Genomic DNA, 16,318 nt, shown 5'->3' on the forward strand with positions numbered 1-16,318 from the left:
CTCTACTGACCGGCAAGCGCCCTCCTATGGTCGCCACTGCTCTGGCGCAACCACAAGCGGCTCCCTAAATCGTCGCCTTCACGACCTTTCAACCGGAGTACTCAAGCATGGCCGACGGCGAGCGCCTTCACCTTTCCCTTTCCAGCGGCGGCGAAGTCGTCATCAAGCTCCGGCCCGACCTTGCGCCCGGCCACGTCCAGCGGATCACGGAGCTCGCCAGCAGTGGCTTTTACGACAATGTCCCGTTCCACCGGGTGATCCCTGGCTTCATGGCGCAGGGCGGCGACCCGACGGGCCGCGGCACCGGCGGCTCCGATCTTCCGAACCTCAAGGCCGAATTCTCGAACGCGCCGCACGTCCGCGGCACCGCGTCGATGGCGCGCACCAACGACCCGAACAGCGCCAACAGCCAGTTCTTCATCTGCTTCGACGACGCGCGCTTCCTCGATGGCCAGTACACCGTCTGGGGCGAGGTCGAGAGCGGCATGGAGCATGTCGACAACCTGCCCAAGGGCGAGCCGCCGCGCGAGCCGGGGCGGATCGTGAAGGCCACCGTCGCCTGATGACCAACGTCGCGCTGATCACCGGCGCGTCCGCGGGCCTTGGGGAGGAGTTCGCGCGTCAGCTGTCGAAGCGGGGGCACCGGCTGGTGCTCGCCGCACGGCGCAAGGACCGGCTCGATGCTCTGGCCAAGGATCTCGGCAACGCCCGCGCGGTGGCGATCGACCTGTCGGAAGCAGGCGCTGCGGACCGGCTCCTGGCGGATCTCGCCGAGGCCGGCGAGCAGGTCGACGTGCTGATCAACAATGCCGGCTACGGACTGATTGGCGCGTTCGCTGAACTCGATGCGGCGCGGCAGCGGCAGATGATCGACCTCAACGTCGCCAGCCTGACCGATCTCTGCCGCGCGGTCGCACCGCAGATGATCGAGCGTCGGTCGGGCGCGATCCTCAACGTCGCGTCGACCGCGGCCTTCCAGCCGGGGCCCCTAATGGCGGTCTATTTCGCGACCAAGGCTTTCGTCCTGTCGCTGAGCGAAGCCTTGCACGAGGAACTGAAGCCGCACGGAATCAGCGTGAGCTGCCTGTGCCCCGGCCCGACCAAGACCGAGTTCGGCGATGTCGCCGGGTTCGGCGGCAATGGCGCGTTCGACCGGCTGGCCATGAACGCGCCGGAGGTCGTCCAAGCCGGGCTCAACGGGCTCGACCATAACCGCGCCGTCGTCGTGCCTGGGCTGATCAACAAGGTCGGGGCACAGAGCACGCGCTTCGTTCCGCGCGCGCTGGTTCGCAAAATCGTCGCCGCGATCAAATATTGACCTGCGCAAGTGAACCTCCGCGCCGCTGCCGCCGTTGCACAGGCGGCAAGGGTGCGGGCCTGGAGAGAATATGGCTGAGACAGACACGATCGATCGCGTGAAATCGCGCAAGGTGCAGGTGGCGAGCCTGCCGCCCGCCGACAGCGGCCGCGGTTTCGCGCGGCTGCCCGACGCGCTGATGGATGAGCTTGGGCTTTCCGAAGGCGACGTGATCGAGATCGCCGGCAAGCGGACTACGGCGGCGCGCGCCATCCGCCCCTATGGCGAAGACGAGAATATCGACATCATCCGCCTGGACGGGCTCCAGCGCGCCAATGCGGGCGTCGGCTCCGGCGATTTCGTCGACGTGCGCAAGGCGCAGTCGAAGGCAGCGACCCGGGTCGTCTTTGCCCCTGCCCAGCCCAACGTGCGGCTTCAGGGATCGGCCGACGCGCTCCAGCGCACCTTCGCCGGGCGGCCGCTGGTCGAAGGTGATGTCGTGTCCACGACCGGGCATCAGCGCGTCAACGCCGACATGCCGGACCACATCCGGCAGATGCTCAACGCGCCGGCCTTTGCGCTTCAGGAATTGCGGCTGGTGGTCGTGTCGACGACGCCGCGCGGCATCGTCCACATCGATGCGAAGACCACCGTCGAGCTGCTCCCGGAATATAAGGCTGTCGACGGCCAGCGCCGCGCCGACGCCACCTATGACGATCTCGGCGGCATGCGTGACACGATCGACGCGCTTCGCGAGATGGTCGAGCTTCCGCTCCGCCATCCCGAGCTGTTCCAGCGCCTCGGCGTCGATCCGCCCAAGGGCGTGCTGCTTCACGGTCCGCCCGGCACCGGCAAGACGCTGCTGGCGCGCGCCGTCGCGAACGAAAGCGCCGCCAAATTCTTCCTGATCAACGGGCCGGAAATCATGGGCTCGGCCTATGGCGAGAGCGAGCGGCGCCTCCGCGAAGTGTTCGAAGAGGCCGCGGAAGCCGCGCCCTCGATCATCTTCATCGACGAGATCGATTCGATTGCGCCCAAGCGCGGCAACGTCACTGGCGAAGCGGAAAAGCGCCTCGTCGCTCAGCTGCTGACGCTGCTCGATGGCATCGAGCCGCGCCAGAACACGGTGGTGATCGCCGCCACCAACCGGCCCGAAGCGATCGACGAGGCGCTCCGCCGCCCTGGCCGCTTCGACCGGGAGATCGTCGTCGGCGTGCCCGACGAGAACGGCCGCCGCGAAGTGCTGGGCATCCACACCCGGGGCATGCCGCTTTCGCCCAACGTCAACCTCGATGACCTTGCGCGCCGCACCTACGGCTTCGTCGGCGCCGACCTTGCCGCTTTGTGCCGCGAGGCGGCGCTCGAGGCGGTCCGCCGCATCATGCCGAAGATCAACCTGTCGGAAGAGACGATCCCGACCGAGATCCTCGACAGCCTGTCGGTCGACCTGCGCGACTTCGACAACGCCCTGAAGCGCGTCCAGCCGTCGGCCATGCGCGAAGTGATGGTCGAAGCGCCGCAGATCCGCTGGGAGGACATCGGCGGCCTCGACGCCCCCCGCGACCGACTGCGCGAAGGCGTCGAGCTTCCGCTCAAGCATCCCGAAGCGTTCCGCCGCCTCGGCATTCGGCCGGCCAAGGGCTTCCTGCTCTATGGCCCGCCGGGGACCGGCAAGACCTTGCTCGCCAAGGCCGCCGCGCGCGAGAGCGAAGCCAATTTCATCGCCACCAAATCGTCCGACCTGCTCAGCAAATGGTATGGCGAGAGCGAGCAGCAGATCGCCCGCCTGTTCAACCGCGCGCGCCAGGTCGCGCCGACCATCATCTTCATCGACGAGCTCGACAGCCTCGTGCCCGCGCGCGGCGGCGGCCTTGGCGAACCGCAGGTGACCGAGCGGGTGGTCAACACCATCCTCGCCGAGATGGACGGCCTCGAGGAGCTCCAGAACGTGGTCCTGATCGGCGCGACCAATCGGCCGAACCTGATCGACCCGGCGCTGCTGCGCCCCGGCCGCTTCGACGAGCTGATCTACGTCGGCGTGCCCGACAGCGGCGGTCGGCACCGCATCCTCGCCATCCATACGGAAGGCATGCCGCTGGCCAAGGACGTCGATCTCGAAAAGCTGGCGCAGCGGACCGAACGCTTCACCGGCGCCGACCTCGAAGACCTGGTCCGCCGCGCCGGCCTGACCGCGCTGCGCCGCGGCCTGGAAGCCGCCGAAGTGACGATGGCCGACTTCGAAGCCGCGCTGACCGAGACCCGCGCCTCGGTGACGCCGCAGATGCTCGAGGAATATGATCGCATCCAGGAGACGCTGAAGAGCGACGCCACCCGGCCGCTCGGCGGCATCGGATTCGTCCTCCCCGGCATGCTCCGGCCCAAGGAGGGGGGAAAGCCTTAAGCCTCGAGCCGCCGCCGCGCTGACACGGCAAGGCCGAGGAGCAGTACGGCAAAGACTGCGAACGGCAGATTGGTGTCGAGGCCGTAGAGCGCCATGCCGATCCCCGGCGCGAGCACATAGCTGATGCCGTTGGCCGAGGTGATCACGCCAGCGACCGCGCCTTGGTCGGCGAGCGGCACGGCCAGCGACGCGCCGCCAGTGAAGCCCGGGCGGGTGAAGCCGAAGCCGAGCGACGACACCGCGAAGCCGATGGTGATGCCGTAAAGGTCGTTCGAGAACATCGTGCCGGCAAGGCCGATCGCAGCGACGACCGAACCCCAGACGATCAGCGCGCGGGGAGTGAGCGACAGGCGCGGGATCACCGCCCATTGCGCGCCCAGCGTTGCCGCCGCCCCAGCCATCATGACAATGGCGATCGGTCCTTCCGAACCCGACGGCGCGAGCTGCAGCCGATCGATGACGAAGAAGCCGATGCAGGTGAGGATCGCCGCCTGAGCATGGCCCGCGACCACGCCGGCGACGATCCACGGGCGGATTCGCGGGTCGTTCCAGCGCAGCCGCTTGCGCCGCCTCGGCGCCGTCGCGGCGACGACACTGGCGCCGGTCGGTGCCGTCGCTTGCGACGGATAGCTCATTGCGGCACCGCGGCCGCTCAGCCGCTCGTGCTGGTCGTCAGGCAGCCACAGCATGATCGCCGCCGCGACTGCGCCGCCGATGATCGCGAAGGCAAACAACGGCCCGGCAAGCCCGACCACCGGAAGGACGAACAGTGGCGCCACCGCGGGCCCGATGATCGTGCCGAGCCCGAACGAGGACGACAGCGCCGAGAGCGCCGCGACCCGGCCGCTGCGCCGCGTCTTGGAGGCGAGATAAGCCTGCGTCGCGGACGGCGTCGCGCAGCCGAGGCCGCCGTAGATCGCCCGGAAAATCGCGAAGAGGCCGAAAGTCAGTGCGCCGGAAATCCAGTGATTGAGCCCGGCGAGAAGCGCCGCTCCGCACAGCGCCGTCGAGACGATGAAGCCGGCCATGCCGACAATGGTCAGCTTCTTGCGCCCGTGGCGGTCGCTCTTGTCGGCCCAGTATCGCGCCATCAGCGCCCACAGCACCGCCGACCAGGTGTAAGCGATCGCAACCCAGAAATCGGCAATGCCGATCTCGCGGCCGATTGCCGGCATTACGGACTGCAAGGCGGTATTGCCCGACGCCGCCACCAGCATCGCCGAATAAAGCAGCAGGAAGTGCGGCGTCGTCAGCGCGGTCGAGCCGACGCCCCGCTGGCGCGCAATCGAACTCATCGCCCGCGACTAGGGCCACTCACCGACGAGTGAAACCTCTTCATCGTGCAAAAGAGCAAGGCGGGGGGCACCGCCGGGCGTGCCGCGCGTTCCTGAAGCTTGCCAAGCCGGAGAGCTTTTGCCAACGCTCCGGCCCTTCGCCCGACCGACGGAGTCATCATGTCGTCATCACCCGCGCGTACGCTCAAAGGCTCGCGCAAAGTTCAGCAGCGCAGGGACCGCCGGTCGCGCAGCCCGCAATGGCAGTTCCTCCGCGGATTCCTGAAGAATCCGGTGATGGTCGGCTCGATCATTCCGTCGAGCCGCATTCTCATCGAGAAGATGCTGAAGCCGGTCGATTGGGAGAACGCCAAGCTGTTCGTCGAGTACGGGCCTGGCGTCGGCACATTCACGCGCCCGATCCTCGAAAAGCTCGGCCCTGACGCCAAGCTGGTGACGGTCGATACGAACGCGGATTTCACCCGCTACCTCGAACACTCGATCGACGACCCGCGGCTGGTGACGGTGACGGGCTCGGCCGCCGACATTGAAAAGATCTTAAAGGAGCGCAAGCTCGGCGCCGCCGATTACGTACTTTCCGGCCTGCCCTTCTCGACCCTTCCGCCGGGCGTCGGCGATGCGATTGCCAAGGCGACGTCGAAGGTGATCCGTCCAGGCGGCGCCTTCCTCGTCTACCAGTTCAGCCCGAAGGTGCTGGATTTCATCAAGCCATACTTCGACGACATCAAGCGCGGCTTCGAGTGGATCAACGTCCCGCCCGCGACGCTGTTCTGGGCGTACAAGAAGAAAGGCCGCTAGGCCTCCGGGCGGAAGTTCAGCCGCCGGGTGACGGTGTAGTCCATCACATTCACCAGGAAATGCGAGATCGCCCACTTTAGCCGCCGCCACGGGTTCGCGCGGCGCTTGTGGAGGTCGGGTGAGATCCACTTGCTGTCGGCAAGCTCGCCTTCGAAATAGCGCCGCATCGCCTCTGCGAAGCCGGAGTCCTTGATCCGGAGCATCAGCTCCAGATTAATATAGAGGCTGCGATAGTCGAAGTTCGACGAGCCGATGTGGACCACGTCGTCGACGATCGCGAGCTTGGTGTGCAGCTTCGCCGGCTGGTACTCATACATTTCGACATGGCGCCGCAGCAGGCGGCTGTAGCTGTGCCGCGCGGCCGCGATGGTCGCATTATTGTCGGACCGTGATGGCGTGATGATCCGAACCTTGCCGCGCCGGCCGATCCGGCCGATGCGCCGCAGCATCGCGCCCGGCGGCGCGAAATAAGCGAAGGCCATGTCGAGCCGCTGGCCGCGCCGCATGTCCCGCCCGATGCTGCGCCACCAGCTGTTGCGCATGCTCAAGGGCCCGCTGAACTTCCACTGCAGGGGACCGCGCCAGGTGGTGAATTCGGCGACGATCCGCCGTAGCGAGCGGAGCTTCGCATCCTTGCGCTGCGACCAGCGAAGCAGGCTGTCGAAATAGCGCGCCGGGGCGTCGATGTCCGGCCCGTCGATGCGCAGCCACAGGTCGCGCCAATGTTCGCGTCCCCGGTCGGTCAGATATTCGCTGTCAATGTTGGCGCCGCCGATAATCGCCGTCTTGCCATCGATCACGATCAATTTCTGGTGGTCGCGGACGAAATAGCGGCGGCCATAGGAGGCGTTGAATACGCAATGCTCGCCGCCGGCCTCGTCGAGCGCGGCGAAGAAATCGCCGCCGGCGCCAGAGCCGAAGCCGTCGACAAGCAGCTTCACCTTCACGCCGCGCCGGGCCGCCGCAACCAGCGCGTCGCGGACGCGGTCGCCGGCCCGGTCGGGGTTGAACATGTACATCAGCAGCCGAACGCTTTCCTGCGCCCCTTCGATCAGGCCGAGGAGCAGTTCCGCCCTCTCGCGGCCGCTCTCGATTACCTCCAGCCGGTGCCCGGCGACTTCGGCGCAGATGCGCGGTCGCGTGCTTGGGGCGTCGGGGTCGGCCATGGCAGCGCTTTCCTTGACTTTTCGGGTGCCCGCAAGCTATTGCCGCGGCCTTCCTGAAATCCCATCTTCCGGCAGCAGATTTGCTGCGGAAGGCTTTGCGGAGCGACGAATGGCGCGCGTTACGGTTGAAGATTGCGTAGACAAGATCCCGAACAGGTTCGACCTGGTGCTGCTGGCTGCCCAGCGCGCGCGCCAGATCTCGGGCGGCGCCGACCTCACCATTGATCGCGACCGCGATAAGAACCCGGTCGTCGCCCTTCGCGAAATCGCTGAAGAGACCGTGCGTCCCAAGCACCTCGAGGAAGCGGTCGTCAGCAACCTTCAGAAGGTTCGCATCGACGAGGAAGACGAGACGGAAGAGCTGGCCTCGCTCAGCGAAGCCGCCGAGGCGCTGCGCCTGACGGCCGCCGCGCCGCCGCGTCCGAGCCCGTCGGGCAACGATTACGAGTAAGCGCCACCCGCAGCCTGTCCGGGGGACAGGCGAGCATGGTGCTCAACCCACTGGATAGAATCACCGCGGCTGGTTAGACCGGCCGCATGGTTCCCTTTTCGTTCGCAGGCGAAACATTCGAAGCCACGCCGTCCGGCGCGCTCTATTGGCGCGCACAGGATGCGTTGCTCCTCGCCGACCTGCACCTGGAAAAGGCGAGCTGGTATGCAAAGTCCGGCCAGTTCCTGCCCCCGTACGACAGTCACGCGACGCTGACCGCGGTGGCGGAAGAGGTGGAGCGCAGCGGCGCTCGCCGGCTCTATTGCCTCGGCGACAGTTTCCACGACCGCTTCGGCTGCGACCGCCTGCCCGCTGAAGCGCGCGACCTGCTGATCCAACTGACATCGCGGCTCGACTGGACGTGGATCGTCGGCAACCACGACCCTGGCTTTGCGGACCATTGCGGCGGTGCCATCCGCGATGAAGTCGAGCTCAACGGCATCATCCTTCGCCACGAGGCGCTGCCTGCGGAGCCGCGCCCGGAGATCTCGGGCCACTATCATCCGAAGCTGCGCATGCACCTGAAGGGCCGCAACGTCTCGCGCCGCTGCTTCGTCGTTTCGCCTGCCAAGATCATCATGCCGGCGTTCGGCGCGCTGACCGGCGGGCTCGACGCCAGCCACCCGGAAATCCTGCGCTCGGTCGGCCGCGGGGCGGCTGCCCTCGTTCCTGTCTCCGACCGGCTGCTGCGATTTCCGCTCGCCGCCTAGGCGGAGCGGATTTCAATCGCCATCGCGCCGCTTGGGCTCAGCAGCAGCCGCGCGGTCGAGCGCCGGCGTTTCCCGAAGGTCGCCGCCTGAAGCTCGTTGCGGGCATTGTGACGGTCGAAGCTGAAGCCGCGCTCGTCCGCCTGACGCTTCAACTGATCGAGGTGCGTATCGAGGTCGGCGATCCCTTCTTCGGGATCGAAATCCATCACTACTTCAAGGTCGCCGCTATTCATCCGCGGCCATGCTTCGCCGCTTGGGCCGCGATGCGCAAGCCCTAGGCACCCGCGCTTGCCAGCGCCTCGGCGATCAGCTTGCGGCTGTTGTCGATGCCGTAGAGGGCGATGAAGCTGCCCATGCGCGGTCCCTGGCTCGACCCGAGCAGCGTCTCGTAGAGCACGCCGAACCAGTCGCGCAGCCGCTCCTTGCCGTAATGCGCCTTGCCGACTTCGAAGACGCGGTTCTGGATTTCGTCGCCCGGCGTGCCGGGATCGAGTTCCGCGAGCTGCGCATCGAGGTCGCGCAAGGCCGCCGCTTCTTCGCCCGTCGGCGATCGCCGCTTGAGCGTCGGCGCCACGAAATCGCGAGCATAGTTCACCGCGAGCGCAATCAGCTCGTCGAGTTCCGGCTCGCTCTCGGGCGACGTGCCAGGTGCATAGCGCTGGACGAAGCGCCACGCCGTCTCCTTGTCCGCGACCCCCGGCAGGCTCACCAGGTTGAGCAGCAATCCATAAGTGAGCGGCAGAGTCTTCGACGGCACCTTGCCGGCATGGATGTGGTGAACCGGGTTGCCGAGCTGCTGCTCCAGCGCCTGGTTCGGGTAGGTGCCGCGGAACTGCCAATATTCGTCCACCGCGCGCGGGATGACGCCGATGTGCAGGCTCTTCGCGCGCTTGGGCTCGCGATAGATGTAGAAGGCCAGGCTCGGTTCGCTGCCGTAGCGCAGCCATTCCTCCAGGCTGAGCCCGTTGCCCTTGGACTTCGAGATCTTCTCGCCTTTTTCGTCGAGGAACATCTCGTAATTGAAGCCTTCGGGCGGCTTGGCGCCGAGCACCCGCGCGATCTTGCCGGACTGGACGACGCTGTCGATCAGGTCCTTGCCGGCCATTTCATAATCGACACCCAGCGCGACCCAGCGCGCGGCCCAGTCGACCTTCCACTGAAGCTTCGCGCGTCCGCCGAGCGCCGATTGTTCGACGCGGCCGCCGTCCTCGTCCTCGAACGCGATCAGGCCTGTTTCGGCGTCGATGACCGTCACCGGCACCTGAAGCACGCGCCCGCTGGTCGGCGACACTGGAAGGATCGGCGAATAGGTCTGCCGCCGCTCTTCGCGCAGGGTCGGCAGCATCACGTCCATGATTGCGCCGAAGTTGCGCAGCACGCTCCGCAACACATCGTCGAACCGCCCACTGGTGTAGCAATCCGTCGCCGACAGAAATTCATAATCGAAGCCGAAGCGGTCGAGGAAGCGCCGCAGCATCGCATTATTGTGGTGGGCGAAGCTTTCATGGGTCCCGAACGGGTCGGGAATCTGGGTCAGCGGCTTGCCCAGATGCTCGGCCAGCATCTCCTGGTTAGGCACATTGTCGGGCACCTTGCGAAGCCCGTCCATGTCGTCGCTGAAGGCGATCAGCCGCGTCGGCGCGCCGCCCGTCAGCTCTTCATATGCCTGACGCACGAAGGTCGTCCGTGCGACTTCGTTGAAGGTGCCGATGTGCGGCAGCCCCGACGGCCCGTAGCCCGTTTCGAACACGACCGGCTCCCCATTCGGCTTGCCGTCGGGCCAGCGCTTCAGCAGCTTGCGCGCTTCCTCGTACGGCCAGGCCTTCGATTGCATTGCGGCGGTGCGCAGGTCAGTGTCGCTCATGTCGGGCGCGCGTTAGCCCGTCAGCACGAGAGGGGAAAGCACGGCAATGAGCTATCAGGCGTCATGTCATTGCGGGGCGGTGACCGTCGAGGTCGACGCCGACCCGCCGGCCGAGGCGATCTCCTGCAATTGCAGCCACTGCAGCCGAAAGGGATTCGTCCTGACCTTCGTCCCGCGCGACCGCGTAAGCGTGGCCGGCGAGGAGGCGCTTGGCGAATATCGGTTCCACAAGCATGCGATCGCCCACCGCTTCTGCACCAAATGCGGCGTTCAGCCTTTTGCCGAAGGTCCGGGCCCGGATGGCCCTGGCGCAATGATCAACCTGCGCTGCGTACCCGATATCGATCTCAACAGCTTGAAAATTACACCTTTTGACGGTGCCAGCCACTAGTCAGCCGTTGCCAATTTGTTCACGGGACTTCAAATGAAGCGGTGAACCCGCTTTCCCTTCCGGCGCTGCATGCAACCCATGCCGGCATCTGGCTGGCCGGCGGCGATGGCGACGTCAGGGAAGCCAGCCGCGGCGAAGCCGTCTCGCGGGCCGCGGAAACGCCGCACATCATCCTCAACGCGCCGCTGATCGGACAGCGGCTCGGTTATCCGGAGCTCAGCGGGCTCGACCTGCTCGAGCTTTATGCCTTCATCCACCCGGCGCGCTTCGCCGTTCCGACCGCCGCCGGCTTGAGCCGCGCCGTCGGCCTCGAACCGCCAGGCAGCGAGGCTGAAGCCGCGGAGACGCTGCGCAAGATCGCGGATCGCCTGCTTGCCGTCCTGCACGATGAAAGCTGGCCACAGCGCGAAGGCGCATGGACCAGCAATGCAACGCTTCACCGGCTCGGCTGGGGCTGGGCGCCGCTGATCGGCGCTCGCCTCGCAAGGCCGGAGCGCGGCGAACGCATGCTGTTCGCGCGGCTGCCGCAATGGGAGGAAGCTGGCGAGCGGCCGCCTGCCCGCCCGGCCCGCGTCGACCCGGCCGCTGCTCGCGCCAAGCTCGACGCGCTCACCGGCCGCGTCGAACCGCGCGAGGGTCAGAAAGCGATGGCCGAAGCGGTCACCACGGTTTTCGCGCAGAAGAAAGCCAAGGACGCGCCCAACCTGCTGCTCGCCGAAGCCGGCACCGGAATCGGCAAGACCCTGGCTTATCTCGCGCCCGCTTCGCTGTGGGCGGAGCAGGCGGGCGGCACTGTGTGGGTATCGACCTTCACCAAGGCGCTGCAGCGGCAGCTCGATGCCGAAGGCCCTAAGCTGTTCGCCGATCCGCAAGAGCGGGCGCGGCGCATCGTCATCCGCAAGGGCCGCGAAAATTACCTGTGCCTGCTCAACCTCGAAGACGCGCTGCAGGGCGCCTTTGCCGGCCGTGCCGCGATCCTCGCGCAGCTGGTCGGCCGCTGGGCTGCATATTCGAAGGACGGGGACATGGTCGGCGGCGACCTGCCGGGCTGGTTGCCCAGCCTGTTCCGGCGCGCCGGCGCGACCGCGCTGACCGACCGCCGTGGCGAGTGCGTCTACGCCGGCTGCCCGCATTACCGCCGCTGCTTCATCGAGCGCGCCGAGCGGGCAAGCCGCGACGCCGACCTGGTCATCGCCAACCATGCCTTGGTGATGATCAACGCCGCCCGCGCGCGCGAAGACGCGCCGGGCCGCATCCTGTTCGACGAAGGCCATCATCTGTTCGACGCCGCCGATTCAACCTTCGCGGTGGCGTTCGGCGGGCATGAAGCTATCGAGATGCGGCGCTGGATCGTCGGCTCCGAAGGGCGCTCGCGCGGTCGCCGGCGCGGCCTGGCCGCGCGGCTGATGGACGTGGCTTCGTACGACGAGGAAGGTGCCGTCGCGCTCGAAGCGGCGATCGATGCAGCACGTGCGCTGCCGTCCGACGGCTGGCTCCAGCGTATCGCCGAAGGCGACCCGTTCGGCCCGATCGAAGCGCTGCTCGCCGAGGTGCGCGGCACCGTCTACGCGCGGTCGAAGGCGCAGGAGGCGGGCTACGGGCTCGAGACCGAGCTCGCCGAGCCCGACGGGGCTCTGGTCAGCGCCGCCGCCGATGCGATGCAGGTGCTCGAAGCCTTGCAGAAGCCGCTCGCGGCCCTGTCGCGCCGGCTCGAAGCCGTGCTGGAGGATTCTCCCGACTGGCTCGATGCCCAGGCCCGCGCCCGGGTCGAAGGCGCGATCCGCGGCCTCGCGTGGCGGCGCGAAATCCTCGCCGCATGGATCGCGCTCCTCGCGCGCATCGGCGGCGAAGCCGATCCAGCCTTCGTCGACTGGCTCGCCGTCGAGCGCATTGACGGGCGCGAATATGACATCGCAATCCACCGTCACTGGCTCGATCCGACCAAGCCGCTTGCGGCCACCGTCCTCGCGCCGGCCGACGGCGTGCTCGTCACTTCGGCGACTCTTCGCGGCGGCGAAGACTGGGCGGCCGCGGACGCGCGCACCGGCGCCGCCCACCTCGCCCTCCCCGCGACCCACTTCGAGGCGGAGAGCCCGTTCGATTACGCCGGCTGCTCCGAAGTGCTGATCGTCACCGACGTGAAGCAGGGCGACATTGCCTCTTTGGCCGGCGGTTACGCGCGGCTGATCGAAGCCGCGGAAGGCGGGACGCTCGGGCTGTTCACCGCGATCCAGCGGTTGAAGGCTGTCCACGCCAGAATTGCCGACCGGCTCGCGCGCGCCGGGCTCCCGCTGCTTGCCCAGCATGTCGACCCGATCGACGCCGGCACATTGGTCGACATCTTCCGCGACGATCCCCGCGCCTCACTGCTCGGCACCGACGCGCTCCGCGACGGCGTCGACGTGCCCGGCGAGTCGCTTCGGCTGGTGGTGATGGAACGGGTGCCTTGGCCGCGCCCCACTGTGCTTCACGCCGCGCGGCGCATGGCGGGCGGCGGCAGCGCCTATGACGACCGGGTCGTCCGCGCCCGCCTGGCGCAGGCTTTCGGGCGCCTGATCCGTCGCCAGGGCGACTGCGGCACGTTCGTGATCATGTCGGCCGCCATGCCGTCGCGCTTGCTCAAGGCGTTCCCCGAAGGCGTGCCGATCAGCCGCGTACCGCTCGACGAAGCGATCGCGCGCGTTCACCAGCGCCTGCGCGCCGGAGCCATCCAGAAGGAACTCGTAAGCTAGGCGTCGATCGCGGCAGCGAGCCGGTTGCGGAGCGCGATCAGGCGGAACACGTCGACCCCATGCGATTCGTACTGAGACGCTTCCGGCTGCGGAGCCGCCACCGGCGCGCTGATCGGTTCGGCGTGCGGCACTTCAACGGCATTCTTGTCGCGCAGCAGCTTCTGCACGCCGCGGACGGTATAGCCTTCATGGTTGAGCAGTCGGTTGATCCGCCGCGCGAGGTCGACATCGGCCGGCCGGTAATAGCGCCGGTTGCCGGCGCGCTGCATCGGCTTGAGCTGCGGGAAACGCGATTCCCAATAGCGCAGGATATGCTGGGCGACGCCAAGCTCCTGCGACAATTCACCAATCGTCAGAAGAGCGCCCGCTTCCTTGTTCCGGGTCGCCAAGACCCGTTAGCCTCTCGCGATCCGCTCGCGCATGATCTGGCTCGCGCGGAAGGTCATCACGCGGCGCGGCGCGATCGGCACTTCGACGCCGGTCTTCGGGTTGCGGCCGATGCGCTGCCCCTTGTCGCGAAGGATGAAGGTGCCGAAGCCGGAGATCTTCACATTCTCGCCTTCGGAAAGCGCATGGCACATGTGGTGCAGCACGCGCTCGACGACGCTCGCCGACTCGGCGCGCGAAAGACCGAGCTGCCGATGGACGGTATCCGCGAGGTCGGCTCTGGTCAGAGTCGCGCCGTCGCTGGTGTCAGTATTGATCCGCGCGATCCCCAGATCGGCCATTTCACGTCTCCCGCCCTGAACGGCTTGCCCCCGCCGTCAATTACATATCCGTAACGGAATTAGCTGCTGTCGGCAATTCGACATTCGCCTGATATTCCAAACTTTTCAATAGCGGAGCGCAGCGGCACCCCAAGTAAATCCGCCGCCCATCGCTTCCAGGACGACGACGTCCCCGCGTTTGATACGCCCGTCCTTCACCGCCGTGTCGAACGCAAGCGGAACGGAGGCCGCAGACGTATTCGCATGCTGGTCGACGGTGACGACCACCTTCTCCGGCGAAAGGCCGAGCTTCTTGGCCGTGGCGTCGAGGATTCGCGCATTGGCCTGGTGCGGCACCACCCAGTCGATGTCGGCGGTGGTGAGCCCCGCGCCTTCTAGCACTTCGTTGAGCACGGCGGCGAGGTTCACGACGGCGTGGCGGAACACTTCGCGCCCTTTCATCCGCAGCTTGCCGACAGTGCCGGTCGTCGACGGACCGCCGTCGACGAACAGCAAATCGTTGTGCCTGCCGTCCGCGTGGAGCTTCGTCGCAAGGATGCCGCGCTCTGTCTCCTCGGCCCCGAGCACCAGCGCCCCGGCACCGTCGCCGAACAGGACGCAGGTCGCGCGGTCCTCCCAATCGAGGATCCGGCTGAACGTCTCCGCGCCGATCACCAGCGCCTTTTGCGCACTGCCGCCGCGAAGCATCGAGTCGGCCACCGACAGCGCATAGAGGAAGCCCGTGCATACGGCGTGGACGTCGAAGGCGATGCAGTCGTCGATGCCCAGCGTCGCCTGAACCTTGGTTGCGGACGATGGGAAGGTCTGGTCGGGGGTCGCGGTCGCAAGAACGATCAGCCCGATGTCCTTGGCGTCGACTCCGGCATGCTCGAGCGCCGCGCGCGCCGCACTGACGGCAAGGCTCGACGTCGTTTCGCCGTCCCCCGCGATGTGACGGCTGCGGATGCCGGTCCGCTCCACGATCCACTCGTCGGACGTGTCGACCTGGCTCGCCAGCTCCGCGTTGGTGACTCGCCGCTTGGGGAGCGCGCTCCCGGCCCCGAGGACGACCGAGCGCCTCACTTGCCGTTTCCGTTGGCGAATGCGTGAGCGCGGAAATTGTCGAGATCGTCGCCGATCTTCCGGGTGATGTCGTTGCGGACCATGCTCGCGGCGACGCGGATGGCGTTGGCGACACCCTTTGGCGTCGCACTCCCGTGGCTCTTCACGACCAGGCCGTTGAGGCCGAGGAAGACCGCGCCATTGTGATTATTCGGGTCGAGATGGACCTTCAGCAGGTTTAGCGCCGGCTTCGACAGCGCGAACCCGGCCTTGGACCGAAGCGAGCTCTTGAATGCCCGGCGAAGCAAGTCGGTCACGAACCGCGCCGTGCCTTCGGCAGTCTTGAGCGCGATGTTGCCGGAAAAGCCGTCGGTCACGACGACATCGACCTGGCCGCGCGACAGCTGGTCGCCTTCGGTGAAGCCGTCGAAGCGGAACGGGAGGTAGTCGGCCTCGCGGAGCAGCGCGGCCGCATCCTTGAGCTCGTCCGTGCCCTTCAATTCCTCGGTGCCGATGTTCAGCAGCTTCACGCGCGGTTTGGAAATGCCAAGCACGGTCCTTGAATAGGCCGATCCCATGACGGCGAACTGAACCAGATTTTGGGCGTCGCACTCGGTGTTGGCGCCAAGGTCGAGCATGACCACGTCCGTGTCGCCGAGCGTCGGCAGAAGCGCGGCAAGCGCCGGCCGGTCGATCCCCGGCATCGTCCGAAGCGCAAGCTTCGACATGGCCATCAAAGCACCGGTGTTCCCGGCCGACAGAGCGGCGTCCGCCCGGTCTTCCTTCACCGCATTGATGGCCATGCCCATCGAGGTGGTCCGCGCCCGGCGGATCGCCTGGCTCGGCTTTTCCGTCGGATGGATCTCTTCCGGCGAATGGCAGACGGTCACGCCCGCCTGCAGGTTCTTGTGCTTGTCGAGCTGCTCTTCGACCTTCTGCTTGTCACCGTAGAAGGTGAACTGCAGCGTCGGGTCCTTCTTCAGCGCGCGCGAAGCGCCCGCAATCATGACGTCCGGGCCGCTGTCGCCGCCCATCGCGTCAATTGCGATTCGTGGGCCCCCGGTCATGCGGGCCTCGTTTAAGCTTAGGACTCGGTCGAAACGACTTCGCGGCCGTTATAGTGGCCGCACGCCGAGCACAGGTTGTGCGGCACCTTCAGTTCGCCGCAGTTTGGGCATTCCTGATAGGCGGGCGTCTTCAGCGCATGGTGGCTGCGGCGCATGTTGCGCTTGGAGGGCGAAGTTTTTCTCTTAGGGACAGCCATTGCGGCACCTTTAGCTTCAATAAAAATGGCGACGATTCCGCGCCATATGAGAGGCGGCCGGATCGTCGCGAACCGCGGCTCCTATAGCGAAGTGCCCGCCAAGCGCAAGCGCCGCCCGGGCGATCGCGTCCATCGGCGTCC

At 66.9% G+C, this 16,318-nt stretch carries 17 protein-coding genes; 8 read left to right on the top strand and 9 right to left on the bottom strand.

The genetic code is table 11. From position 1 onward, the window contains the following. Nucleotides 1-107 precede the first annotated feature (107 nt). The 3 genes from VIL42_03700 (at nt 108) to VIL42_03710 (ending at nt 3,698) form a co-directional block, all read left to right on the top strand. Entirely contained in the window at nt 108-563 is a 456-nt protein-coding gene (locus VIL42_03700; GenBank protein HEY8591952.1) for a peptidylprolyl isomerase, read from the top strand. After that, complete coding sequence (locus tag VIL42_03705) at nt 563-1,318, top strand: SDR family oxidoreductase (protein HEY8591953.1); 756 nt, start codon at nt 563-565, stop codon at nt 1,316-1,318. Before VIL42_03700 ends, VIL42_03705 begins: the two co-directional genes overlap by 1 nt. A 70-nt stretch (nt 1,319-1,388) precedes the next feature. Then, entirely contained in the window at nt 1,389-3,698 is a 2,310-nt protein-coding gene (locus tag VIL42_03710) for a CDC48 family AAA ATPase (GenBank protein ID HEY8591954.1), read from the top strand. On the opposite strand, the gene VIL42_03715 is transcribed toward VIL42_03710, so the two are convergent. Then, nucleotides 3,695-4,993: an MFS transporter gene (locus VIL42_03715; protein ID HEY8591955.1), complete on the bottom strand. Its 1,299-nt coding sequence runs from the start codon at nt 4,991-4,993 to the stop codon at nt 3,695-3,697. The two genes, VIL42_03710 and VIL42_03715, sit on opposite strands and share 4 nt — an antisense overlap. 276 nt (nt 4,994-5,269) lie before the next feature. Between VIL42_03715 and VIL42_03720 the strand changes: the two genes are divergently transcribed. Then, nucleotides 5,270-5,791, top strand: a complete 522-nt coding sequence (locus VIL42_03720) for a methyltransferase domain-containing protein (GenBank protein ID HEY8591956.1) — start codon at nt 5,270-5,272, stop codon at nt 5,789-5,791. On the opposite strand, the gene VIL42_03725 is transcribed toward VIL42_03720, so the two are convergent. Further along, entirely contained in the window at nt 5,788-6,957 is a 1,170-nt protein-coding gene (locus tag VIL42_03725; protein ID HEY8591957.1) for a phosphatidylserine/phosphatidylglycerophosphate/cardiolipin synthase family protein, read from the bottom strand. The genes VIL42_03720 and VIL42_03725 overlap by 4 nt on opposite strands. A 109-nt stretch (nt 6,958-7,066) precedes the next feature. On the opposite strand from VIL42_03725, the gene rpoZ reads away from it, so the two are divergent. Together rpoZ and pdeM are read left to right on the top strand one after the other, a co-directional pair. Further along, nucleotides 7,067-7,408: a DNA-directed RNA polymerase subunit omega gene (gene rpoZ, locus VIL42_03730; GenBank protein ID HEY8591958.1), complete on the top strand. Its 342-nt coding sequence runs from the start codon at nt 7,067-7,069 to the stop codon at nt 7,406-7,408. Nucleotides 7,409-7,494: 86 nt separating this feature from the next. Beyond that, a complete protein-coding gene (gene pdeM, locus VIL42_03735) occupies nt 7,495-8,157 on the top strand; it encodes a ligase-associated DNA damage response endonuclease PdeM (protein HEY8591959.1) in 663 nt (220 codons plus the stop codon). Here the strand turns inward: pdeM and VIL42_03740 are convergent. Together VIL42_03740 and VIL42_03745 are read right to left on the bottom strand one after the other, a co-directional pair. Continuing rightward, the gene (locus VIL42_03740) at nt 8,154-8,390 is read right to left on the bottom strand and encodes a hypothetical protein (GenBank protein ID HEY8591960.1); all 237 of its coding nucleotides are present in this window, start codon (nt 8,388-8,390) and stop codon (nt 8,154-8,156) included. The genes pdeM and VIL42_03740 overlap by 4 nt on opposite strands. Before the next feature lie 41 nt (nt 8,391-8,431). Then, entirely contained in the window at nt 8,432-10,021 is a 1,590-nt protein-coding gene (locus VIL42_03745; protein ID HEY8591961.1) for a lysine--tRNA ligase, read from the bottom strand. Between the two features lie 46 nt (nt 10,022-10,067). Here VIL42_03745 and VIL42_03750 point away from each other — a divergent pair, with 46 nt between their 5' ends. Both VIL42_03750 and VIL42_03755 read left to right on the top strand, forming a co-directional pair. Continuing rightward, nucleotides 10,068-10,412 carry a GFA family protein gene (locus VIL42_03750; protein ID HEY8591962.1) on the top strand — a complete coding sequence of 115 codons (345 nt, stop codon included), beginning with the start codon at nt 10,068-10,070 and terminating at the stop codon, nt 10,410-10,412. Nucleotides 10,413-10,453: 41 nt separating this feature from the next. Beyond that, entirely contained in the window at nt 10,454-13,144 is a 2,691-nt protein-coding gene (locus VIL42_03755) for an ATP-dependent DNA helicase (GenBank protein HEY8591963.1), read from the top strand. Here VIL42_03755 and VIL42_03760 read toward each other — a convergent pair. The 5 genes from VIL42_03760 to rpmF form a co-directional block, all read right to left on the bottom strand. Beyond that, the gene (locus VIL42_03760) at nt 13,141-13,533 is read right to left on the bottom strand and encodes a MerR family transcriptional regulator (protein HEY8591964.1); all 393 of its coding nucleotides are present in this window, start codon (nt 13,531-13,533) and stop codon (nt 13,141-13,143) included. The two genes, VIL42_03755 and VIL42_03760, sit on opposite strands and share 4 nt — an antisense overlap. Before the next feature lie 6 nt (nt 13,534-13,539). Next, the gene (locus VIL42_03765) at nt 13,540-13,872 is read right to left on the bottom strand and encodes an integration host factor subunit alpha (protein HEY8591965.1); all 333 of its coding nucleotides are present in this window, start codon (nt 13,870-13,872) and stop codon (nt 13,540-13,542) included. Nucleotides 13,873-13,977: 105 nt separating this feature from the next. Next, the gene (locus tag VIL42_03770) at nt 13,978-14,934 is read right to left on the bottom strand and encodes a beta-ketoacyl-ACP synthase III (GenBank protein ID HEY8591966.1); all 957 of its coding nucleotides are present in this window, start codon (nt 14,932-14,934) and stop codon (nt 13,978-13,980) included. After that, on the bottom strand, nt 14,931-15,980 hold the full coding sequence (gene plsX, locus VIL42_03775; GenBank protein HEY8591967.1) for a phosphate acyltransferase PlsX: 1,050 nt from the start codon (nt 15,978-15,980) through the stop codon (nt 14,931-14,933). The genes VIL42_03770 and plsX overlap by 4 nt, the downstream gene beginning before the upstream one ends. 17 nt (nt 15,981-15,997) lie before the next feature. Then, nucleotides 15,998-16,177: a 50S ribosomal protein L32 gene (rpmF, locus tag VIL42_03780; protein HEY8591968.1), complete on the bottom strand. Its 180-nt coding sequence runs from the start codon at nt 16,175-16,177 to the stop codon at nt 15,998-16,000. Nucleotides 16,178-16,318 lie beyond the last annotated feature (141 nt).

This window comes from Sphingomicrobium sp. (assembly GCA_036563485.1).
Taxonomy (GTDB): Bacteria; Pseudomonadota; Alphaproteobacteria; order Sphingomonadales; family Sphingomonadaceae; genus Sphingomicrobium.